At 66.9% G+C, this 22,446-nt stretch carries 23 protein-coding genes and 2 pseudogenes; 19 read left to right on the top strand and 6 right to left on the bottom strand.

Features of this window, described 5'->3' with window-relative positions:
- Together G3O00_RS25800 and G3O00_RS25795 are read right to left on the bottom strand one after the other, a co-directional pair.
- Positions 1-556: pseudogene (locus G3O00_RS25800) on the bottom strand (DUF3416 domain-containing protein); the annotation flags it as partial.
- Between the two features lie 142 nt (positions 557-698).
- On the bottom strand, positions 699-983 hold the full coding sequence (locus G3O00_RS25795) for a hypothetical protein (RefSeq protein ID WP_206144712.1): 285 nt from the start codon (positions 981-983) through the stop codon (positions 699-701).
- Positions 984-1,328: 345 nt separating this feature from the next.
- On the opposite strand from G3O00_RS25795, the gene G3O00_RS25790 reads away from it, so the two are divergent.
- Positions 1,329-1,571, top strand: coding sequence for a DUF6566 family protein (locus tag G3O00_RS25790; RefSeq protein WP_174930155.1), 243 nt, complete (start codon positions 1,329-1,331; stop codon positions 1,569-1,571).
- 120 nt (positions 1,572-1,691) lie between these two features.
- On the opposite strand, the gene G3O00_RS25785 is transcribed toward G3O00_RS25790, so the two are convergent.
- The gene (locus tag G3O00_RS25785; protein WP_089498626.1) at positions 1,692-2,366 is read right to left on the bottom strand and encodes an HAD family hydrolase; all 675 of its coding nucleotides are present in this window, start codon (positions 2,364-2,366) and stop codon (positions 1,692-1,694) included.
- 225 nt (positions 2,367-2,591) lie between these two features.
- On the opposite strand from G3O00_RS25785, the pseudogene G3O00_RS25780 reads away from it, so the two are divergent.
- A pseudogene (locus tag G3O00_RS25780) lies at positions 2,592-3,773 on the top strand (sugar transporter); the annotation flags it as partial.
- A 65-nt stretch (positions 3,774-3,838) separates the two neighbouring features.
- Here the strand turns inward: G3O00_RS25780 and G3O00_RS25775 are convergent.
- Positions 3,839-4,615, bottom strand: a complete 777-nt coding sequence (locus G3O00_RS25775; protein WP_206144709.1) for a glucose 1-dehydrogenase — start codon at positions 4,613-4,615, stop codon at positions 3,839-3,841.
- A 184-nt stretch (positions 4,616-4,799) separates the two neighbouring features.
- Here G3O00_RS25775 and G3O00_RS25770 point away from each other — a divergent pair, with 184 nt between their 5' ends.
- The 14 genes from G3O00_RS25770 (at position 4,800) to G3O00_RS25705 (ending at position 19,040) form a co-directional block, all read left to right on the top strand.
- Positions 4,800-5,702 (top strand): LysR family transcriptional regulator, encoded by a 903-nt coding sequence (locus tag G3O00_RS25770; protein ID WP_206144708.1) that lies wholly within the window; start codon positions 4,800-4,802, stop codon positions 5,700-5,702.
- Between the two features lie 239 nt (positions 5,703-5,941).
- Entirely contained in the window at positions 5,942-6,379 is a 438-nt protein-coding gene (locus G3O00_RS25765) for a hypothetical protein (RefSeq protein ID WP_206144707.1), read from the top strand.
- Positions 6,380-6,684: 305 nt separating this feature from the next.
- Positions 6,685-7,398 (top strand): helix-turn-helix transcriptional regulator, encoded by a 714-nt coding sequence (locus tag G3O00_RS25760; protein WP_206144706.1) that lies wholly within the window; start codon positions 6,685-6,687, stop codon positions 7,396-7,398.
- Positions 7,399-7,507: 109 nt separating this feature from the next.
- A complete protein-coding gene (gene iaaH / locus G3O00_RS25755) occupies positions 7,508-8,986 on the top strand; it encodes an indoleacetamide hydrolase (RefSeq protein WP_206144705.1) in 1,479 nt (492 codons plus the stop codon).
- Between the two features lie 634 nt (positions 8,987-9,620).
- On the top strand, positions 9,621-10,757 hold the full coding sequence (locus tag G3O00_RS25750; RefSeq protein ID WP_011349733.1) for a muconate/chloromuconate family cycloisomerase: 1,137 nt from the start codon (positions 9,621-9,623) through the stop codon (positions 10,755-10,757).
- Between the two features lie 50 nt (positions 10,758-10,807).
- Positions 10,808-11,752 carry a catechol 1,2-dioxygenase gene (gene catA, locus G3O00_RS25745; protein WP_174930163.1) on the top strand — a complete coding sequence of 315 codons (945 nt, stop codon included), beginning with the start codon at positions 10,808-10,810 and terminating at the stop codon, positions 11,750-11,752.
- Between the two features lie 114 nt (positions 11,753-11,866).
- Entirely contained in the window at positions 11,867-13,225 is a 1,359-nt protein-coding gene (locus G3O00_RS25740) for a Rieske 2Fe-2S domain-containing protein (protein WP_206144704.1), read from the top strand.
- Entirely contained in the window at positions 13,222-13,710 is a 489-nt protein-coding gene (gene benB / locus G3O00_RS25735) for a benzoate 1,2-dioxygenase small subunit (protein ID WP_122950597.1), read from the top strand. The genes G3O00_RS25740 and benB overlap by 4 nt, the downstream gene beginning before the upstream one ends.
- A gap of 43 nt (positions 13,711-13,753) precedes the next feature.
- Entirely contained in the window at positions 13,754-14,776 is a 1,023-nt protein-coding gene (gene benC / locus G3O00_RS25730; protein WP_206144703.1) for a benzoate 1,2-dioxygenase electron transfer component BenC, read from the top strand.
- 2 nt (positions 14,777-14,778) lie between these two features.
- The gene (gene benD, locus G3O00_RS25725; protein WP_206144702.1) at positions 14,779-15,549 is read left to right on the top strand and encodes a benzoate diol dehydrogenase BenD; all 771 of its coding nucleotides are present in this window, start codon (positions 14,779-14,781) and stop codon (positions 15,547-15,549) included.
- Positions 15,550-15,640: 91 nt separating this feature from the next.
- Positions 15,641-16,039 (top strand): RidA family protein, encoded by a 399-nt coding sequence (locus G3O00_RS25720; RefSeq protein ID WP_206144701.1) that lies wholly within the window; start codon positions 15,641-15,643, stop codon positions 16,037-16,039.
- Positions 16,040-16,264: 225 nt separating this feature from the next.
- Positions 16,265-17,077: a creatininase family protein gene (locus G3O00_RS25715; protein WP_206144700.1), complete on the top strand. Its 813-nt coding sequence runs from the start codon at positions 16,265-16,267 to the stop codon at positions 17,075-17,077.
- 61 nt (positions 17,078-17,138) lie between these two features.
- Positions 17,139-18,317, top strand: coding sequence for a YncE family protein (locus G3O00_RS25710; protein WP_241025333.1), 1,179 nt, complete (start codon positions 17,139-17,141; stop codon positions 18,315-18,317).
- A 240-nt stretch (positions 18,318-18,557) separates the two neighbouring features.
- Positions 18,558-19,040, top strand: a complete 483-nt coding sequence (locus tag G3O00_RS25705) for a DUF1641 domain-containing protein (protein ID WP_174930169.1) — start codon at positions 18,558-18,560, stop codon at positions 19,038-19,040.
- Between the two features lie 132 nt (positions 19,041-19,172).
- Here G3O00_RS25705 and G3O00_RS25700 read toward each other — a convergent pair whose 3' ends face one another.
- A complete protein-coding gene (locus tag G3O00_RS25700) occupies positions 19,173-19,883 on the bottom strand; it encodes a response regulator (RefSeq protein ID WP_011349743.1) in 711 nt (236 codons plus the stop codon).
- A 490-nt stretch (positions 19,884-20,373) separates the two neighbouring features.
- Between G3O00_RS25700 and G3O00_RS25695 the strand changes: the two genes are divergently transcribed.
- Both G3O00_RS25695 and G3O00_RS25690 read left to right on the top strand, forming a co-directional pair.
- Positions 20,374-20,706, top strand: a complete 333-nt coding sequence (locus G3O00_RS25695) for a hypothetical protein (RefSeq protein WP_206144699.1) — start codon at positions 20,374-20,376, stop codon at positions 20,704-20,706.
- 53 nt (positions 20,707-20,759) lie between these two features.
- A complete protein-coding gene (locus G3O00_RS25690) occupies positions 20,760-21,014 on the top strand; it encodes a hypothetical protein (RefSeq protein WP_244272866.1) in 255 nt (84 codons plus the stop codon).
- A gap of 69 nt (positions 21,015-21,083) precedes the next feature.
- On the opposite strand, the gene G3O00_RS25685 is transcribed toward G3O00_RS25690, so the two are convergent.
- The gene (locus tag G3O00_RS25685; protein WP_206144698.1) at positions 21,084-21,623 is read right to left on the bottom strand and encodes a GNAT family N-acetyltransferase; all 540 of its coding nucleotides are present in this window, start codon (positions 21,621-21,623) and stop codon (positions 21,084-21,086) included.
- Between the two features lie 349 nt (positions 21,624-21,972).
- On the opposite strand from G3O00_RS25685, the gene G3O00_RS25680 reads away from it, so the two are divergent.
- A partial coding sequence (locus G3O00_RS25680) for a cupin domain-containing protein (RefSeq protein WP_346779002.1) occupies positions 21,973-22,446 on the top strand: 474 nt, incomplete at its 3' end.

Below are 22,446 nucleotides of genomic sequence, written 5' to 3'. Positions count from 1 at the left end.
CGCGCCAGCCGGGCCACCAGTCGGCCGGCAGATGATGGGGCGCGTCGATCAGGAAGCCGGCCGCGCCCGCATCGGCGAACGCGGCGAGGTGCTTGCACCACCACGCGGACAGCGCGTCGCGCGCCGCGTCGTCACCGAGGTTCGCGTGGGCGACATCCTGCGCGTGCGCGGTGCCGCGCGGATCGATCAGCGCGTCGTCGTGCGTGCGCTCGACGTACCAGTCCGGATGTTCGGCGCGCAGCGGATTCTCGCGCGCGACGCGATCCGGCACGACTTCGAGCAGCAGGCGCAGCCCGTGCCCCTGTGCGAGATTCGCGAGCCGCGAGAAGGTTTCGAGCGCGTTCGCGCGCGTCGCGAACGATTGGGCCGGCCGGTGGAAATCGGCCACGTGGCGCGGAAAGCCGGCGACGCTCGCGGCCCAGAACGCGCCAACCAGCACATGATCGAAGCCCATGCCGGCGACCTGGGCGAACGTCTGCGGCCATGCGTCGAGCGGCCCGACGAGGCGGGCGTCGCAGAACTGGATATGCGGAGCGAAGATCGGCGTGGAGTCCATGGCACGGGGCGTAGGGGCGGCGGTCGGTGACGCCGGTTCGCCGCAACGCCCGTGCCTGCCGGGTGGTTTCCCGTGCGGCGGGGCCCGCGCGGGATGCCGATGACAAGGGACTGTCGTTTTTACACGATCAAGGGGCGCGCGATTATCGCGGGCCGATGTCCCGGTCGTCGTCGATGCGCTGCAACAGCGCATCGCAGCGTTCGCGCAGCGCATGCAATTCCGGCGAATCGGCGTCGAGCCGCCCGTGCTGGCCGCTGTCGGGATCGCGGTTCGCGACCGCGATGTCGTAGATCCCTTGCGCGATCGTCGCGGACGCGTCCGCGATCCTGACCCGCGCAAGCCATCCGCATTCGGCGTGATGGCACGCGAGCCAGGCGCGCTGCGCATTGACGACCTGATCGGTCGTGGGCCATGCGCCGGAGCGCATGCGCACGGCCAGCTGGTTCGTCACGAGATAGGAGAGCAGATCGGTCGTTGGATTCACACGAGGCTCCTTGACGAAGGGTCGGGACGATCGATCCGCGAGCCGGTTCGCGGGCGCGGAACCGGGAGGGTGTCGACGCGCGGATCGTCGTCCGGTTGCAGGGTGACGAACCGCTTCACGGCCGCGCGGTGCGTGCCGGCAGCGGTTCGACGTGCGATCGGCGCGCAAGCCGCGTGCCGGCCGGTCGGCACCGGGCACGGCGTATGCGCATCGGGCCGACGGGGCGCGCGGCAATCATGCGGCGCGCATTTTTTGCAGCGTCATCGCAGATAAGTACAGGAGGCCGCCGTGCAAAATCAACAGGACGCACAGGTTCGCGACCCGTATCGCGGGCACGAGATACGCGTGTGGGCGCGACGCAACGACAGCGGTGCGTGGCGCGACGAGGTGCAGGTGTATGTCGGCGGCGAGCGCATCGAGCTGGTCGTGCCGGCGGCCGACGGCCCCGACTGGATGACCGAGAACGAAGCGCTGCTCGCGGGCGTCGAGCGTGGCCGCTATATGGTCGACAAGCGTATCGATGACGATTGAGCCGCTGGGTGGCCGCGTGTCGGTGCGGTACGGCGTGGCGTGGCCTGGCCTGGCCGAACGTTCAGGGCCTGACGAAACCGACGGCGTCCCGGTGCAGGTGCCGTCGGCGAAACAGGCGTTTCAGGGCCGCGCCGCAATCTCGTCGAGATGCCACAGCAAATCGGCCGGATCGTCATACACGCGCAGCGCGCCCGCGCGTTCGAGTTCGTCGCTGCCGTATCCGCCCGACAGCAGCCCGACGCCGAGCGAGCGGCAGCGGGCCGCGGCCAGCATGTCCCAGATGCTGTCGCCGACCACGACCGTGTGTTCGATCGGCACGTTCAGTTGTGCGGCCGCCGTCAGGAACAGGTCGGGGTCCGGCTTGGCATACTTGACCTGGTCGCGCGTGACCACGACGTGCTTTGCAGGATCGACGCCGAGCGCTTCGAGGTTGATGGCGGCCGTTTCCATCCGTCCGCTGGTCGCGATCGCCCAGCGAATGCCCGCCGACGACAGCGCGGCCAGCAGTTCACGCGCACCCGGCAGCGGCCGGACCTGCGCGCGCAGCCGCTGGTACGCGGCCGCATGGAGCCGGGCGAGCCGCTCGACGCGCTCGGCGTCGAGGTCGCCCGACGTCTCGCGCAGCAACTGATTCAGGAACAGGCCGCCGCTCATGCCGATCTTGCGGTGGATGCGCCACACCGACAGTTCGATGCCTTCGGCATCGAGCGCCTCTTTCCACGCGAGCACGTGCTGGTAGACGCTGTCGACGAGCGTGCCGTCGAGATCGAACAGAAAGGACGTTTCAATGCGCATGTGAATCTCCTGGCTCGACAGGGGGCGAGCGAACGGGTCGTGAGAAGCGTGTGGGCACATTATCGGCGCACGGCCATGTCATGACCATGTCCCGCGGCCAACCGACGCTCCCGCGCGGCCATCCCGCGCCACGCCGTGTCATGTGCCGCTGGTACAATCGCGGCGATCGCCGGGCCGGGTTCTCCGCGCCGCGCGCCCCCAACCCTCGTCTCGTCGATTCCAGGCATGGCCACACCGGACGCCGTCAGTTCCAAGCACTCGTGGTGGGGTGTCCTGACCCTGGCACTCACCGCCTTCATCTTCAATACCACCGAATTCGTGCCCGTCGCGCTGCTCAGTGCGATCGGCGACAGCCTGCACATGCGGCCGACCGACGTCGGCCTGATGCTGACGATCTACGCGTGGGCCGTGGCCGTCGTGTCGCTGCCGCTGACGCTGGCCACGCGCCATGTCGAGCGCCGCAAGCTGCTGACGGGAGCGTTGCTGGTGTTCATCGGCAGTCACGTGGTGACCGGCGTCGCGTGGAATTTCGCGGTGCTGATGGTCGGCCGGCTGGGCATCGCGTGCGCGCACGCGGTGTTCTGGTCGATTTCCGTGCCGCTGGCCGTGCGGCTCGCGCCGAGCGACCGGAAAAGCCGCGCGCTCAGCCTGCTGGCGATGGGCACGGCGATCGCGATGGTGGCCGGCATTCCGCTCGGGCGCGTGGTCGGCGAGACGTTCGGCTGGCGCGTCACGTTCCTGATCATCGCCGGCGCAGCAGGTGTCGCGTTGCTGCTGCTGCGCGCGACGTTGCCGGTATCGCCGAGCCAGGGCGCCGGTTCGCTCAGCAGCATCGGCGTGTTCCTGCGCAAGCCCGCGCTGGTGGCGCTGTACGCGATCACCGTGCTCGTCGTGACCGCGCACTTCACGTCGTACACGTACATCGAGCCGTTCGTCCAGAGCGTCAATCACGCGAGCAGCAGCCGGATCACGTACGTGCTGATCCTGTTCGGCGTTGCCGGCATACCGGCCGCGATCTGCTTCAACCGCGTCTATCCGCACCGTCCTGACGACTTCCTGCTCGGGTCGATCGTCGCGCTGGCCGGATGCCTGCTGATCCTGTTTCCGTGCGCGCTGAACATCGTCACGCTGTCCGTGCATACGCTGGTCTGGGGCGGCGCGATCGTCTGCTTCGGGCTGGCGATGCAGGCGTGGGTGCTGAAGCTGGCGCCGGAGGGAACCGACCTGGCGGTGTCGATTTTCTCCGGGCTGTACAACGTCGGCATCGGCGCCGGTGCGCTGATCGGCAACCATATCGCCAGCGACTTCGGGCTGCCGTGGGTCGGCACGTTCGGGGGCGTGGTCGGCGCGGTGGCGGTCGGGATCGCGTGGCTTGCGTTGCGGCTGCATGCGAGGCAGGCGGTGGCGTAGCGCCTGCGCCGGATTCCGGCGTGCGGCGGGCGCTGCCACGGCCTGCCGTCGCGCCGCGCATGTCACGCCACCGAGTAACCGCCGTCGGCTACGAGCGCATGCCCTGACACGTAGCTGGAGTCATCCGACGCGAGGAACGCGACGATCGTCGCCATCTCCTCGGCGGAGCCCCAGCGTCCTGCCGGCGTCGAGGCGGCAAACGCCTGTTGTGCATCTTCCGACGGCCAGATGCCGCGGTGATGGAACGGCGTCTCGATCAGCCCCGGGCACAGCGCATTCACGCGCACGCCACGCCTGAACCATTCGATCGAAGCGGTCTTTGTCATCCCGATCACCGCGTGCTTGCTCGCGATATAGACCGACGCATTCTCGAAGCCGATCAGCCCGCCCATCGACGCGTTGTTGATGATGCTGCCCGAACCCTGCCGCAGCATGATTTCAGCGGCGTATTTCATCGAGTTGAACACGCCGCGCACGTTCGGTTCGAACACCCTGTCGAACCGCTCGGCATCCTGCTCGAGCAGCGGCGCGAACACGCCTTCCGTGCCGGCATTGTTGAACGCGATGTCGAGGCGTCCGTAGGTCTCTACTGCGAAATTGAACAGCTTGCGCAGATCGTCTTCGTTCGCGACGTCCGCGACGAAGGCTTTGGCTTCGCCGCCGGCGGTCACGATTTCGTCGACCAGTCGATCGAGCTCGGCCTTGCGCCGGGCGGAGACCACGACCTTTGCGCCGCGCCGCGCGAGTTCGATCGCGGAGGCGCGGCCAATGCCGGAACTGGCGCCGGTCACCAGTGCGATGCGGCCGTCGAGTTGGGCCGGTTTCGTGTTTGCGTTCATGACGAGATACTCCAAAGAGGTGAGTGAAAGCGACGCATGTGGCTGAGTTGAATCGGTTGCGATGCACGCTTGATGTGCATTGTGGTCGCTCGCTCGTCGTAAAAAAATGGAACAATGGCGCATTCAGAATTCCCGTTTCGGGAATGAAACGCGCTGGCGCATGCGCGTGCCAGGAGGGCTCTCCATGCTCAACCGACTCGACATCCTGAAGATCTTTTCCGCAGCCGCCGCGGCGCCCACGTTCCGCGAGGCGGCAGCACGCCTCGGCGTGTCGCCGCAGGTCGTGACGCGCGCGGTGCGCGACCTGGAGGAAATGCTCGGCGAAACGCTGTTTCACCGGACGACCCGAAGCATCCGGATCACCGCGTTCGGGCAGGCGTTCGCGCGCGATGCGCAGACGGCGCTGGCTGCGGTCGACGGGCTGTTCGGGCCCGCGTCCGGCCAGGCCGACGAGCCGGTGGGCGTTGTCAGGATCACGGCGCCGTCGGGCATGGGCCGTCATTACGTCCAGCCGATCCTGAGCGATCTCATGCAGCGGTATCCGGGGCTGGTGCCCGACCTGCGGCTGTCCGACGTGCCTTCGCCGGTGGTCGACGAACAGATCGACATCGGCGTGCGGGTCGGGGCGATCGGCGACAATCGCTTCGTCGCGCGCATGGTCGGGCCGTTGCCGATGTGGATCGTCGGCGCGCCGTCGCTGATCCGGCGGCTGGGTGAGCCCAGGAACCGCAAGGAGCTCGAATCGATGCCGGTCACGTGCCTGATCGACCGCGCGAGCGGACGCGCGTGGCCGTGGATGTTTCGGGGGGAGCACCAGTTCGTCCCGTCGTCGCCGGCCTACCTGACGGACGATACCGAGGTGGAGATCGAGGCCGTGTGTGCGGGCGTGGGGCTGGGACAGTGCTCGGAGTATCTCGTCCGGCCGTACATCGACAAGGGCCGCCTCGTGCGGCTGCTGCCCGGCCTCGAGCCCGAGCCATGGAAGCTGCACGTCTATCGGCCGCGACGCGGGCCGATGCCCCGGCGGATCCGGGTCGTGTACGACGAACTGGTGGCGAAGCTCGCGGGCGCGACGTGGCGAGGGTAGGCGGTGCGGCCGGGCTGCCCGGCCGTCGATCGGGTTGGCGCGAAGCGGCGTCAACTTCCGCTCGACGGCATCGGCGCATCGGCGCACCGGCGAAGCAGTAACGTGCGCAGCGCGCGGCGATCCGGCCAATGGTGGTCGCACCATTCCCCGCAAGACACGCGGCAAGCCGACATATTGCGGCATCATCATGGTGCCGCCGCACCGGCATTCGGTGCCCGATATTCGACTGGAGACTGTGCATGCCGATACCCCGGATTGAAACCCGCGACGCGATGGGCGACCCCGATGTGGTCTATCTCAACCCGGATCACGTGCTGTGGATGTCGCAGCCGACCGCCGCGCAGCGGCGGCCCGGCGGCACTGCGATTCGGGTGGACGACCGCGTGAAGGGCGGTTCGTTGCTGATGGCCGACAATCCGCCGGCCGCTCAACTGCTGCAGGATCTCGGGCCGTTCGTGACGGTGACGCTGGCGAACCCGTCGTCCGACTATCCGGACGGTCTCGTGCATGTGCGTGCACATGCCATCGTCAAGATCGCGACGGACGACCACGACAAGCCGCTCGCCGAGCGCACGCTCGGCTGGGTCCATGTCCAGGACGGCTCCGCGTTCAAGGTCAGGGATTACGCCGGCGTGGCCGCGCAATGGCAGGCGTCGGTGGCGGGTGCCGGCCGCTGAGCGGATCGTCACGCCTGCGCAATGACGCAGCGGCCTGCCGTGCGGCAGTAGGCCGGCCGTTGTTCTCCTCGGGGAAACGGGTGCCTTGCGTCGTGCGCCGGGGCAAACCGCCCAGGTGTTGGCGGGCCGGGCCGACCATGAACCCTCTCGCTGTCGTATTCGATACGAGATGCACGATGCGTCGATCAGCCGGGTAACATGGCGCATCGTGACGAACCCGTGCTCGTTCGGGCCTTCGCCGCGACAACCCCGTCGAAGCACTCGATGCAGGTGTTCTCCAGCGGCTTGCCGAGGAACCGTCCGTCATGAACCTTTCCGCGTCCGATATCACACCGGAGGAACTCCGGCTGTTCGGCGACATCGTCGCCCGCCTGGAAGAGCTGGGGCCGGTCGTCGACGTGAGGACGGTCGTGCTGCCCGCGATCACGCAACTGCTGCGCGCCGATTTCGCCGCTTCGTTCGATTGCGACGAACAAACGGGCCTGTGGCGCAACGGGTTCTCGTACAACGTCGACCCATTGCAGATCGCCCGGTACGAAGCGTGGTTCCAGCATATCGATCCGGTCACGTCGCAACTGCGCGCGCGCCGCGTGGCGACCTGCGTCGACGAGGTGGTGAACCGGCGCGAGCTCGAGCAGACCGAGTTCTACAACGATTTCCTGTGCCGCGACGGCATGCACCACGGCATCAACGTCTACGCGTTCGACGGCGCGACCCACGTCGGCGACCTGCGCATCTGGCGGGCCCACGGGCGGCCCGACTTCACCGAACGGGACAAACTGCTGCTGAACGGCATCGAGCCGTTTTTCCGGCGCGCGCTGCTGCGACGGCGCCATGCGTGCGCGGGGCTGACCGAGCGCGAGAGCGACGTCGCGCGGCTCGTCGCCGCCGGCTATACCGACAAGGACGTTGCACGCACGCTCGGCATCGGGCTGTCGACGGTTCGCACGCATCTGCGGCGCGTGATGGCGAAGAAGGGCGTCGCCAACCGCGCGAGCCTGGCGGCCGCGCTGGCGTGACCGGCTGCTCGGCCTCCGGTCGACGACCGGGGTCATCCATTGTGATGATGGGCGTCAAAATCGGCGCACCCTACCTTGTGACGATCCCCTGTCACGAGGAACGACGACGATGCCCACCCTGGGAACCCTGACGCTCACCGAAGCCCGGCACGCGCTCCTGCGCCGGGAGTTTTCCTGTGTCGACTACGCGTACGCATTGATCGAGCGGCACGCACGCTGGCGCTACCTGAACGGCTTTACGTGCGTCGACGATGCGCGGCTGCTCGCCGAAGCGGCCCGCTGCGACCGCGATCTCGCGACGTCGGCCACCCCGCACGCGCTGCTGGGCCTGCCGATCGCGATCAAGGACAACATCGACACCGCCTGCCTGCCGACCGGTAACGGCACGCTGGCGCTGCACAACCGCGTGCCGCCGCAGCATGCGCCGGTCGTCGCGCGGCTGCTCGCACAAGGGGCGCTGATCGCAGGCAAGGCCAACCTGCACGAGCTGGCGTTCGGCGTGTCGGGCAACAACCGCGTCACGGGCGCGGTACGCAACCCGTACGACTTCAACCGGATTCCGGGCGGCAGCAGCAGCGGCTCGGGCGCGCTGGTCGGCGCGGGCGTGGTGCCCGCCGCGCTCGGGACGGACACCGGCGGCTCAGTCCGGATTCCGGCGGCGCTGTGCGGCGCCGTCGGCCTCCGCCCGACCGTCGGCCGCTACCCGTCGGCCGGCGTGGCGCCGATTTCGCGCACGCGAGACACCGTCGGCCCGATCGCGCGGTCGGTCGAGGACATCGCGCTGCTCGACGCGATCCTGTCGGGCACCGGCACCGGTGTGCCAACGGCGATGCCGACCCGCAGCGCGACGCGCCCGGTGCGCCTGGCGGTCCCGCGCACGACATTCTGGCGCGGCCTCGCTCAAGATGTCGAAATGGTGGCGAATGCCGCGGTGGCGAAACTGGAGCAGGCGGGATTCGAGTGCGTCGACCTCGACCTGAACGACTATCCGGGATTCTTCGACGACGAGCCGGCCGTCATCGCGATGTACGAATTCCGTTCGTCGATGCATGCGTACCTGGTCGAAAGCGGCTACGACCTGTCGGTCGACGACATCGTCGCGAACGTGGGAAGCCCGGATGTCGCGAAGATCGCCCGCCATATCACCGGCCCCGACGGTATCGGCGAAGCGGCGTACCGCACCGCGCTCGACCGGCGTACGCGGTCGCGTGCCGCGTACCGGCAGTGCCTCGCCGACAGTGGGGCCGATGCGCTGGTGTTTCCGACCACGATCGCCACCGCGTGCCCGATCCCGGCGGGCGACGCGATGATCCTCAACGGCGCACCCGCTTCGGTGTTCTCGACCTATATCCGGAATACCGAGCCGGGCAGCAATGCCGGCGTACCGGGCATGACCATTCCGGCCGGCCTGACGGCGGCCGGGTTGCCGGTCGGCCTCGCACTGGATGGGGCGGCCGGCACCGATCGCGAACTCATCGCGGTCGCACTGGAGGTCGAGCGGGTGCTCGGGCGGTTGCCGGCGCCCGATGACGGGTATGGGGTGGAGGGCAGGCTGGGCGGAGATCCGGCCAGCGACGGCACTTCGTGACGCGTAGTCGGCCAGGGCGTTTGGCGAGTCGATCGCAACGGGTTGCGATCGACTCGGCCGCCGCATTCCTGGCAGCGCGCCGGTGCTGCTAGCGGGACATCGACGGAATGGAACTCGTGGTTGCCTTCGCATAGAAGCCGACCAGCCTGCGCGTGAGGCGGACTGCCCTGACGCGGAGTCCTTCACGTGCCTGACCCGATGCGCAAACACTGCTGACGGAAATCCTGTCTGGACCACCTAGGCGAGCGCCGACAACCGGTTGGATCAGACGACCACGAAGCCGGCCGCCAACCACACCTATCGAGAAACTCGCCCACGAGCACCCCGGATGAGGCATCAGGAAAACCCTGACAGCGGCCCGCCGAGGCCGCTTTTTTGCGTCGCCGCGGGCACGGCGACCGATGCCACTCCCGTCTCCGGCCGCCCGCATCCCGGGTGGTCGCTCCCCTCGATCCAGCATGGCTTCGAGGCCGTATTGCCTGTCATGACGGGTATGGTAAACGGCGATATCCCACGAATATCCCCGAATTTCAATACCTGTCAGGTATTGAAAAAGCCGCCTAAAAGTATTGGACGCTCGATCCGGCCGAGACGTATAAATCGCCTCAAGCACTTCACCCACACGGCAAGCCCCATGTCCTCCGTCACCATCGAACGCATCGAAACCCGCCTCGTCGACCTGCCGACGATCCGCCCGCACAAGCTGTCGGTGGCCACGATGCACGGCCAGACGCTGATGCTCGTGAAGGTGTTCTGCAGCGACGGCGTGACGGGCCTCGGCGAAGGCACGACGATCGCCGGCATGGCGTACGGCCCGGAAAGCCCCGAAGCGATGAAGCTGGCGATCGACACGTATCTCGCCCCGGCGATCGTCGGCAAGGACGCAACGCGCATTCAGACGCTGATGGCATTCCTCGGCAAGCTCGCGAAGGTCAATCACTTCGCGAAGAGCGCACTCGAAACCGCGCTGCTCGACGCGCATGGCAAGCGGCTCGGCGTGCCGGTGAGCGAACTGCTCGGCGGCCGCCGCCGCGATCGCCTTCCGGTCGCGTGGACGCTCGCCTCGGGCGACACGGCCACCGACATCGCCGAAGCCGAACGGATGCTCGACCAGCGCCGTCACAACGTGTTCAAGCTGAAGATCGGCGCAAAGTCGCCGGAGACGGATATCCGCCACGTGGCCGAGATCAAGAAGGCCGTCGGCGATCGCGCGTCGGTGCGTGTCGACGTGAACATGGCGTGGAGCGAAACGCAGGCCGCGCGCGCGATTCCGGCGCTGGCCGATGCCGGTTGCGAACTGGTCGAGCAGCCGGTGGCCTCGGCCGCGGCGCTGGCGCGCCTGATGCGCCGCTTCCCGGTCGCGCTGATGGCCGACGAAATCCTGCAAGGCCCCGACAGCGCCTTCGACATCGCGAAGCATCACGGCGCGGACGTGTTCGCGATCAAGATCGAGCAAAGCGGCGGCCTGTTCGCCGCGCAGCGCGTCGCCGCGATCGCGGATGCGGCCGGCATCGAGCTGTACGGCGGCACGATGCTCGAAGGCGCATTCAGCACGGTGGCGTCCGCGCACCTGTTCGCGAGTTTCGCGAACCTGCAGTGGGGCACCGAACTGTTCGGGCCGCTGCTGATCACCGAAGAGATCCTGACGCAGCCGCTGGACTACAGCGACTTCGAACTGACCGTGCCGGACGGCCCCGGCCTCGGCATTGAACTCGACGAAGACAAAGTCAGGCGATTCACCCGCGACGGGCTGACGAAAGTCGCGCGGTAGCCCGAGTCAGGCCAAGCCGTCACCCCCCAAATACACGTGGAGACACCATCATGAGCGTCAAAGTTTTCGAGTCCCGGGAAGTGCAGGAGCTGCTGAAGGCCGCGTCGAACGCGGGCGCGGACAGCGCGAAGGGCGGCAACGCGCGCACGCAGCAGGTCGTGCTGCGGTTGCTGGGCGACCTGTTCAAGGCGATCGACGATCTCGACATCACGCCCGACGAAGTGTGGGCCGGCGTCAACTACCTGAACAAGCTCGGCCAGGACGGCGAAGCGGCGCTGCTCGCGGCCGGCCTCGGCCTCGAGAAGTTTCTCGACATCCGGATGGATGCCGCGGACAAGGCGGTCGGCCTCGACGGCGGCACGCCGCGCACGATCGAAGGGCCGCTGTATGTGGCCGGCGCACCGGTGCGCGACGGTGTGTCGAAGATCGACCTCGATGCGGACGACGGCGCGGGCCCGCTCGTGATCCACGGCACGGTCACCGGCCTCGACGGCAAGCCGATCGCGGGCGCGCTGGTCGAATGCTGGCACGCGAACTCGCACGGCTTCTATTCGCACTTCGACCCGACCGGCAAGCAGAGCGATTTCAACCTGCGCGGTGCGGTGAAGACGGGCGCGGACGGCAAGTACGAATTCCGCACGCTGATGCCGGTCGGCTACGGCTGCCCGCCGCACGGCGCGACGCAGCAACTGCTGAACGGCCTCGGCCGCCACGGCAACCGTCCGGCGCACGTGCACTTCTTCGTCGACAGCAACGACCACCGCAAGCTGACGACGCAGTTCAACATCGACGGCGATCCGCTGATCTGGGATGACTTCGCGTATGCGACGCGCGAGGAGCTGATCCCGCCCGTGGTCGACAAGACCGGCGGCACGGCGCTCGGCATGAAGGCCGATGCGTACCAGGACATCGAGTTCAACTTCGTCCTGACGCCGCTGGTGCAGGGCAAGGACAACCAGGTCGTCCACCGCCTGCGCGCAGCCGCGACGGCGTAACCGCCCGCCGGCGCGGCGCCGATGCGCTGCCGCCGGCCGGGTTCCCGCGAGATTCAACCGATTACCGATGCGAGCGTGCTTGCAGGACGCGGCACGCGCATGGGAGGAGCCAACATGTCCGCCACGATCGACCAAGCCACCGACCTGGATCACCTGCTCGCCACCGCCGTGCAGGACGACAAGGAGGCCGGCGTATTCCGCTGCCGCCGCGACATCTTCACGAACGCCGAGCTGTACGAGCTCGAGATGAAGCACATCTTCGAGAGCAACTGGGTGTACCTGGCGCACGAAAGCCAGATCCCGGCGAACAACGATTACTACACGACGTGGATCGGCCGCCAGCCGATCGTGATCACGCGCGACAAGACCGGCGAGCTGCACGCGGTGATCAATGCCTGCGCGCACAAGGGCGCGATGCTGTGCCGCCGCAAGCACGGCAACAAGGGCAGCTTCACGTGCCCGTTCCACGGCTGGACCTTCTCGAACACCGGCAAGCTGCTGAAGGTGAAGGACGAGAAGACGACCGAGTACCCGGTGCAGTTCAACACGCACGGCTCGCACGACCTGAAGAAAGTCGCGCGTTTCGCGAACTATCGCGGCTTCCTGTTCGGCAGCCTCAGCGCCGACGTGCTGCCGCTCGAGGAGTATCTCGGCGAAGCGCGCGTGATCATCGACCAGATCGTCGACCAGGCGCCGGACGGGCTCGAAGTGCTGCGCGGCAACTCGTCCTACATCTACGAAGGCAACTGGAAGATGCAGATGGAGAACGGTTGCGACGGCTACCACGTCAGCACCGTGCACTGGAACTACGCGGCGACGATGGGCCGCCGCAAGGAAGACGGCACCAAGGCCGTCGATGCGAACAGCTGGAGCAAGTCGGTCGCGGGCGTGTACGGCTTCGACAACGGCCACATCCTGCTGTGGACGCAGACGATGAACCCGGAAGTGCGGCCGGTGTATCAGCACCGTGAAGAGATCAAGGCGCGCGTCGGCGACGTGCAGGCCGACTTCATCGTCAACCAGACCCGCAACCTGTGCGTGTACCCGAACGTGTTCCTGATGGACCAGTTCAGCACGCAGATCCGCGTGGTACGGCCGCTCGGCGTCGACAAGACCGAAGTCACGATCTTCTGCTTCGCGCCGAAGGGCGAGAGCGAGACCGATCGCACGATCCGGATCCGCCAGTACGAGGATTTCTTCAACGTGACGGGCATGGGCACGGCCGACGATCTCGAGGAGTTCCGCGCATGCCAGGCCGGCTATGCGGGCATCACGGCGATGTGGAACGACCTGTCGCGCGGCGCGCCGCTGTGGGTCGACGGCCCGGACGAGAACGCGAAGAAGATGGGGCTGAACCCGCGCATTTCCGGCGAGCGCAGCGAGGACGAAGGGCTGTTCGTGTGCCAGCACGAACACTGGGTGCATGTGATGCGCGATGCGCTGAAGAAGGAACGCGGGGAGGTGGCAGCATGAGCTTCGATTACCGGACTGTCTGCGCGGCGCTGTATCGCGAAGCGCGCCTGCTCGACGATCGCCAGTGGGACGAGTGGCTGACCTGCTACACGGAGGACGTCACGTACTGGATGCCCGCGTGGGACGACGACGATCGGCCGACCGAGGATCACCAGAGCCAGATCTCGCTGATGTACTACCCGGACCGCGGCGGCCTCGAGGATCGCGTGTTCCGGATCAAGACCGAGCGCAGCGGCGCATCGACGCCCGAGCCGCGCACCAGCCACAACGTGACGAACGTCGAGGTGCTGGCCGAACGCGACGACGAGGTGGACGTGCGCTACAACTTTCACACGCTGAACCACCGCTACCGCGTGACCGATCATTTCTTCGGCACGATGTTCGTCACGTTGCGCAAGGTGGGCGATGAACTGCTGATCTCGTACAAGAAGATCGTGCTGAAGAACGACTACATCCGGCAGGTGCTCGACGTCTATCACGTCTGACACCGTTGCCTTGTCATGAAAGAAAAGGAAGTGGAGTGACGCCATGTCCAGCTACAAGATTGCACTGAACTTCGAGGACGGGGTAACCCGCTTCATCGATTGCAAGGCCGGAGAGAAGGTGCTCGACGCAGCCTTCCTCGCGAAGATCAACCTGCCGATGGATTGCTCCGACGGCGTGTGCGGCACCTGCAAGTGCCGCGCCGAAAGCGGCAGCTACGACCTCGGCGACGATTACATCGACGATGCGCTCACCGAAGACGAAAAGGACGGCGGCCTCGTGCTGACCTGCCAGATGGTGCCGCAAAGCGATTGCGTGATCGCGGTGCCGACGTCGTCGGTCGCGTGCAAGACGGGCCAGAGCGGGTTCGCCGCCACGGTGACGAAGGTCGAGCAGCACAACGATGCGGCCGTCGTGCTCGAACTCGACGTCGGCGCGGCCGCGCCCGTCTTCCTGCCGGGACAGTACGTGAACATCGACGTGCCCGCGAGCGGGCAGCACCGGTCCTACTCGTTCTCGTCGGCGCCGGCCGATGCGAAGGTCAGCTTCCTGATCAAGAAGATCCCCGGCGGCGTGATGAGCACGTGGCTCGAATCGGCGCAGCCCGGCGACAAGCTGGAACTGCACGGGCCGCTCGGCAGCTTCTACCTGCGCGACGTGCAGCGGCCGCTGCTGTTCCTCGCGGGCGGCACCGGGCTGGCGCCGTTTCTGTCGATGCTCGAGGTGCTGGCGCGCAGCGGGTCGCAGCAGAAGGTGCACCTGATCTACGGCGTGACGCGCGATCTCGACCTCGTACTGGTCGAAGCGATCGAAGCCTTCGCGGCGACGCTGCCGAACTTCAGCTTCGCGACGGTTGTCGCGGATGCGGATTCGAGCCATGCGCGCAAGGGCTGGGTCACGCAGCACATCCCGGCCGATGCGCTGAACGACGGCGACGTCGACGTGTATCTGTGCGGGCCGCCGCCGATGGTCGACGCGGTGCGCAAGTACTTCGACGACGAAGGCGTGAAGCCGAACAGCTTCCACTACGAGAAGTTCACCCCCAACGTCACGGCAAAGGCGGCGTGATCATGCAACGATTCTCTGGCAAGGTCATCGTCGTCACGGGCGCCGCGCAGGGCATCGGCCGCGGTGTCGCGCTGCGTGCGGCGGCCGAAGGCGGCCGGGTGCTGTTCGTCGATCGCGCGGATTTCGTCGCCGAGGTCGCGGCCGAAGCGACCGGTGGCGAGACGGCCGGCTTCATCGCCGATCTCGAAACGTACGACGGTGCGCATGCGGCGATCGCACACGCCGTGCAGACGTTCGGCGGCATCGACATCCTGATCAACGGCGTCGGCGGCGCGATTCGCATGCGCCCGTTCGCCGAATTCGAGCCCGCGCAGATCGATGCGGAAATCCGCCGCTCGCTGATGCCGACGCTCTATACGTGCCACGCGGTGCTGCCGCACCTGCTCGCGCGCGGCGGCGGCACGATCGTCAACATCTCGTCGAACGCGACGCGCGGCATCCGCCGCGTGCCGTACTCGGCGGCGAAGGGCGGCGTCAATGCGCTGACGGCGGCGCTCGCGATGGAATACGCGGAGCACAACATCCGGGTCGTGGCCACCGCGCCGGGCGGCACCAGTGCGCCGCCGCGCCGCGTGCCGCGCAATGCGGCCGGCGACAGCGAACGGGAACAGGCATGGATGGGCGAGGCCGTGCGTCAGGTCACGGAATCGACGTTCCTCAAGCGCTACGGCAGCCTCGACGAGCAGATCGCGCCGATCCTGTTCCTCGCGTCCGACGAGGCGAGCTACATCACCGGCACGGTGCTGCCGGTCGCGGGCGGCGATACGGGCTGAGCGGCGTGCCGTGACGCCGCCTGCACGTGTTCGACGTGTGTTCCTCGACAACCAACCGGCCGGCGCGACGCCGCCGGCCACGGAGACCCTCATGCGTGATCGCAAAGCCATCGTTCCGGCTGGAATGGAAGCGGTGTACGAGAAAATCGGCTACGCACCGGGCCTGAAGGTCGGCGATACGCTGTACGTTTCCGGCCAGATCGGCCGCGATGCGGCGATGCAGCTCGTCGAAGGCCGTGAAGCCCAGATCGTGCAGGCGTTCGAAAATCTGAAGCGCGTGCTGGAAGCTGCCGGCGCCTCGTTCAACGACGTGGTCGACCTGACGACCTTCCACACCGACATGCGCGACCTGCCGCTGTTCATGCAGGTGCGCGACCGCTACCTTGCTGCGCACCCGAAGCCGGCGTGGACGGCGGTGGGTGCGCACATGCTGGGCGGCGCGCCGGGCTATATCGTCGAGATCAAGGCGGTGGCCGTGTTGCCGGCGTGATGTACGAGGTGCGGGCGCGAGGTGCCGCAGCCCATGCATCGAATCGGCTCGTCGCGTGCTGACATGGCGCGAGAGATATCGCGACGCAAGACGGAATCCTGACGAATGGCTTTCTCGCGACCTTCGGCGTGAATCGTCGTGCGGCGGCCAGCGACAAGTCGGGCGAGTTCGTTTATGGTGCGAGGGAACGCAGCGTCGTTTCTTTCCTTCCGTCGAGAATCCGCGATGAAATGCCAGCCACGCGCCATCTTCGCCGCCCTCGCTTTCACCGTCGCGCAAGCCGCGCTCGCCCAGGTGCCGGGAACGGTGCAGCTCGAAGACATGACCTGGACCGAACTGCGCGACAGCATCCGGGCCGGCAAGACCACCATCCTGATTCCGATCGGCGCGACCGAGCAAAGCGGGCCGTACGTCGCGCTCGGCAAGCACAACGCGCGGGTCAGGGTATTGTCCGGGCGAATCGCGGAAGGGCTCGGCAACGCGATCGTCGCACCCGTCATCGCCTATGTGCCGGAGGGCGGCTATGCGCCGCCGACGTCGCACATGCGCTTCCCGGGCACGATCACCGTGCCTGACGACGTCTTCGAAAAGACCCTCGAATCCGCGGCCAACAGTTTCCGGGTGCATGGCTTCACGAACATCGTGTTCCTCGGCGACCACGGTGGCTACCAGAACGACATCAAGCAGTCGGTCGCCCGGCTCAACAAGTCGTGGGCCGGCACGGGCGCGCGTGCGTTCGTGCCCGCCGCGTATTACGGCACCAGCTCCGACGGTTACGACCAGATCCTGCGCGAGCACGGTGTGCCGGCTGCGGATATCGGCACGCATGCGGGGCTGGCCGATACGTCGCTGCTGCTGGCGGTCGAGCCGCGCATGGTCAGGGTCGACAAGCTGCGCAATGCCGCGAAGCCCGGCGCTGTCGACGGTGTTTATGGCGGCGATCCGCGTCATGCGAGCGTCGAACTCGGCCGGCTCGGCACCGACGCCATCGTGTCGCGCACCGTCGACGCAATCAGAAAGGAAATAGCCGGCCGCTGACGCAGCCGCGCCATCGCGCTACCTTTGCCGTCGTTCCATTCAATCGAACAGGGACATCGTCATGCAATCGCGCTTTCGCCGTTACATCCGCTTTCCCCGTTCCGCGATCGTCATCGTGGCAGCGCTGGCCGGCTTCGGTGCCCACGGGGCGATCGCGGCGTCGGCTGTCGCGGCCGTGCCCGGGATGCCGCCCGTCATCCATCCAGACAACCTGTACAGCGAGGCGCAGGCCGGCCGCATGAGCGCGGCGGTAGCGGGCGCGTTGCCGCGCATCTATGTGCCGAACCTGAGATCGAACGACGTCTACGTAATCGACCCGGCCACGTACAAGGTTGTCGACCGGTTCGCCGTCGGCCGCAGTCCGCAGCACGTCGTGCCGGCATGGGACCTGCAGACGCTGTGGGTCGCGAACAATGCGGAAGGGCGAACCGACGGCAGCCTGACGCCGATCGACCCGAAGACGGGCAAGCCCGGCCAGGCAGTGAGCGTCGACGATCCGTACAACATGTATTTCACGCCCGACGGCAAGGACGCGATCGTGGTGGCCGAGGCGCATGCGCGGCTCGACTTCCGCGACCCGAAAACGATGGCGCTGAAGTCGAGCCTCGACGTGCCGCAATGCAAAGGCATCAACCATGCGGACTTTTCGATCGACGGCCGGTACGCGCTCTTCACGTGCGAGTTCGGCGGCAAGCTGGCGAAGATCGATTTCGTGAACCGCAAGGTGGTCGGCTACCTCGAACTCGACCGGAAAGGGATGCCGCAGGACATCCGCGTATCGCCGGACGGCAAGGTGTTCTATGTCGCCGACATGATGGCCGACGGCATATACGTCATCGATGGCGATGCCTTCACGAAGATCGGCTTCATCCCGACCGGCGTCGGCACGCACGGGCTGTATCCGAGCCGCGACGGCACGCAGCTCTATATCGCGAATCGCGGCTCCAATCGCGTCCACGGGCCGCGCCACGGCAAGGGCAGCGTATCGGTGCTCGATTTCGCGACCCGCAAGGTGGTCGCGACCTGGCCGATTCCCGGCGGCGGCAGCCCCGACATGGGCAACGTCAGCGCGGACGGCAAGACGTTGTGGCTGTCGGGCCGCTTCGATGACGTCGTCTATGCGATCGACACCGCGAGCGGCGCGGTCCGGTCGATTCCCGTCGGCATGGAGCCGCACGGGCTGACAGTGTGGCCGCAGCCGGGGCGCTATTCGCTGGGCCATACGGGAAACATGCGGTAGGGCGGCACCTGGTCAGCGCGTACCGGCACGGCCGCTCGACACGCGGGCCGCATGGCTCGCCGATGAAACCCGCGCAAGCAACCGCCGTAGCGCAAACCGCGCGCGGTTCGTGCCTGTCCGCCTCGTTGCCGCGCATGGCGGCCGCTGCTGCCGGGCACACGGTGTCCGACGAGCGAGACGCAACCGGCGCGCGTGGCCGCCGTCGCGGCGGCCACGTGGCGTCCCAACCGGAGAAAGCCGATGACCGAACGTCAGTCCCCCGACACGACGCCTCCGCACGCGGAGCCCAGTGCGCACGATGCGCTCGAACATTTGCTCGGCAGCCTGCACCGGCATGGATTCCTGCATCTGGCGACCGAGGTCGTCAGCGCGAACGCGCGGCTGGCCGACACGTTCGTCGATGCGCTCGACAAGCCGGGCATGCAGAGCGGCATGCAGAATCTCGCGGTGCTGCTGATGGCGCTGTCGCGCATTCCGCCGGAGCAGTTCGGCAAGGCCGTGTTCGCGGCCGCCGACGCGCTGCACCACGTCGGCGCGTGGCAGCCGGCGCAGCACGCGCATGTCGCGCCCGGCGTGCGCGGTGCGTACCGGCTGTTGCACGACGAAGCGCTGTGGGACGCATTGACGCCGTTGCTCGAAGGGTTGAAGGTGTTCGCGCAAGGGCTTGCGCGCGATCCGGAGACGCCGGTTACCGCGCTCGGCGAGAAGACGACGGGCACGTGACGGTGGCCGGTTGTCGACCTGCACGAACGCAAATGGCAGCGGTTGCGAGGGCGGGTGGGCAGCCGATCCACGCGTGACGTCGTGCGCCATGACAGGTCGCACGCCGGACAGCGCGTCGCTGCGCCTGCCGCATCAATCCCAAGCGTGCTTGCTGAACTGATAGCCCTTGCAGCGGATCGTCTTGATCCGCTTCGGTTCCGTGACGTCGTCATGCAGCTTGCGGCGCAGCTTCGAGATGCGGCCGTCGATCGAGCGGTCGAAGCCGTCGAACTCGATGCCGCGTAGCAGCTGCGTCAGGTCTTCCCGGCTGACGACTTCACCGGCACGGCAGACGAGCGCCCACAGCAGGTCGAATTCGGTCGACGTCAGGCGAGGCGCGCTACCGTCGGGAAGGTGAACCTTGCGATCGGCCCGGTCGATCGAAAACTTTCCGAACTGGAATCGAAGTGGCGATACGGGTTCGACGTCGCCCGGGCGCATGCGCATCCGTCGCAGGTGCGCCTTGATTCGCGCGAGCAGAATGCGCGGCTCGACCGGCTTGTGGAGAAAATCGTCTGCGCCGAATTCCAGGCCGAGCAACTCGTCGAACAGTTCGTCGCGGCCCGTCATCATGATGACGATGCCGTCGTACCGCATGCGTGCCTCGCGGCAAATCTCGAAGCCGTCCTTGCCCGGCAGGTTGATGTCGAGAAGCACCAGGTCGGGATGACGCGCGACGATCGTGGCTACGGCATCGGTGCCGTCAAGCAGCGTGTCCACCTCGTACTGATGCATGCGCAGATAGTCTGCGATCAGCGCGGACAGTTGGGCGTCGTCTTCGACGAGCAGGATTCGGATGGGCATCGCTGAACGAGGGGGTAAAACGGGAAAATGGCGAGCGGTTAGGCCCAGTCCGAATGCGTGGTAGCCAAGGCGACGCGGATGATACTGCGAAACATTCCGGTGGAATGTGGCGAAATATGCACCGCCCGTTGAACCTGTGAGCACGGAAATCCTTGCCGTCGTGCGGCAAACGTCGACGAACGACCCGATGGGCGGGCGAAATCCTTCTGCGCGATATCTGGCTTGTCGCCGGCGGCGAACACTGACCCGGTGTTGTTCGAGCGAAAACGTTTGCGGAACGCAGCTTGTGCGGATGCCGCTACGCCGCGCGATTCAGGCCAGGTAAAGATTACTCGACAGATCATTACGAAATATTACACGATCTGCGGTGAATGGCTCCCTACAATTCTCGAGACCGCCGTCTTTGAATGCGTGCGGATCGGCGTTGACACCGCAGTTGCCTTCGAGCGGAAAGCTTGTCGGCGGTGCGACAGACACATAGGAATACGAAATGGAGCCGTTGCAAGTCATCCAGCGTATCGAGGTGCTCACGAATGCGATCGAAGTCGCGGTCGCCCGCGCCGACTGGGGCGAGGCCGTCCGGGCCGCCGAAGCACGTTCGATGTTCCTGATGACGCTTGTGCCCGATCAACCCGACGAGGTTCAAGCGGCCATCGGGAAAATGCGGGAGATCGACATCCGGATCTCCACCGCCGCACGGGAAACGCTGGAAGCCCTCGTCACCGAGGGCCGGAAGGCGTTGCACGAAACCGGGCTGGCGGTGCAGTCGCTGTCGCGCGGCGCGCAAGCGCTGGCTTCCCGGTCCCCTGCGTGGCTCTCGTGAGTTTCACGGCCCCTCGCGACACCCATGCTCAATACGCGGACACGTCTTTGGAGGTGCCTGCCCGTTCTCAACGTTTCGGTGGCGGTATGCGATTTCGAAAACGCGTCAGTTATGTCGATGCAACACGGTGGTTCGCCGATGGCGACCATGATCGGGTGGAGGCCCGTGAGGGCGGCCGGGCGGTCGCCACGCCGGAAGGCTGGCGTTCGGTAAAGTCGGGTGACTGGATCCTGCTCGATGAGTGCGGCAACTGCTGGCCGATGGACAACCGGCTCTTTACGAGCCTTTATGAGCCGGCGGTGGAATGAGCAGGGAGGGCGCGCCGGCGCCGCAAGTCGATGCGGTCCGCCGGCGATAACCGGTACCTCGTCAACAGCCTATCGGCTCGCGCGCGAAAACAGCAATGAATCGGTGTCGTTGAACCGGATCTGCACAGGCTCCCCATAACCGGCCTTTTCCGCCACGCGGATCGACGCGACGTTGGTCGGCGCGATCAGGCACACGCTGCGCTCGAATCGTTGTTGCCCGTCGAGCCACGCCAGCGCAGCCGAGAGCGCCTCGGTCGCGTAACCCTTGCCGTGCGCCCACGTCGCCAGTGCCCAGCCGGCTTCCGGCACGTTGCGAATCGACGGCTCGATGAGCCGGTGGAAATCGGCGAAGCCGAGATCGCCGACGTAGCGGCCCGTTGCCTTCTCGCGAATCGCCCAGTAGCCATAGCCGAGCAGCGGCCACAGCCCGCGATACGCGAGCATGCGCATCCACGAGTCGCGCGGCGCGGACGGCTCGCCGTTGAAGATGTGCTCGACGACCTTCGGCTCGGCCCACATCGTGGCGAGCGCCTCGAAGTCGCCGAGCGGATGGCCTTCGAGGATGAGACGCGGTGTGTCGAGAACGGGCGGGGAAGAGATGAGTGGCATCGGGTTTCCGGAAAGGAAGGGGCATGGGACGGCCAGGCCGTCAGCACGTCGATGCCGCGCTGGTTGGGTCCCGTTCACGCACCCGCAAGCAGAGCGGGCGGCGATGTTTCTCGGCGAGCGGCGGCGTGCGATTGACGGCGGGCGATGACGGCACTCTGCAAGCGGGTGTGGCCAATTCGGCAAGACGGAGAGCCGGAATGATAGCAAAACCCTTGCCCGCGCAGGCGACGCTGCGGGCGGCCGGACGCGACGCCGTCGCATCAGCGACACCGAACAGGAAGTGAGCGCGATGACATCGGCATCCCGCGCGATAATCGGAATTTCATGCGATGCGCGCGGCACTTCCGATGTGCCTTCACTACTCAACATGACGCTCGAATCCGACTGGCTGAGCCGCTTCATGGCGCTCGTCACGGTCACCGGGAAGCTCGAAATCCGCTGCGCGTTCGGCGCGCCGTGGGCGATTACGTATGAGCGATCGCCTGCGTGCGAGATCCCGTATCACGCGGTGCTGCGCGGCCGCGCGATCCTCGAGAATCCCGACGACGGTACGGTGCGCGAACTCGGCGGCGGCGATCTCGTGTTGTTGCCGCACGGTTCCCCGCACGTGCTGCACGACGGCAGCGGGCTGCCGCCGGTGCCGGCGGTCAAGCGGCCCGGCGGGCACGTCTTGATCGGCGAGAACGCGGGCACCGGTGAGCGGCTGGACATGCTGTGCGGGCGCTTCGTGGTCGCGCCGCCGCACGACCGGCTGATCCGGCGCCACCTGCCGGCCGATCTCGTCGTGCGCGCGGCAATGGACAGCCGCGCGCCGGACGCGCTG

This window comes from Burkholderia sp. Ac-20384, from assembly GCF_017104605.1.
GTDB classification, from domain to species: domain Bacteria; phylum Pseudomonadota; class Gammaproteobacteria; order Burkholderiales; family Burkholderiaceae; genus Burkholderia; species Burkholderia lata.
The sequence above is the reverse complement of the archived record's forward strand: the minus strand, read 5'-3'. Positions and strand labels throughout refer to the sequence as shown.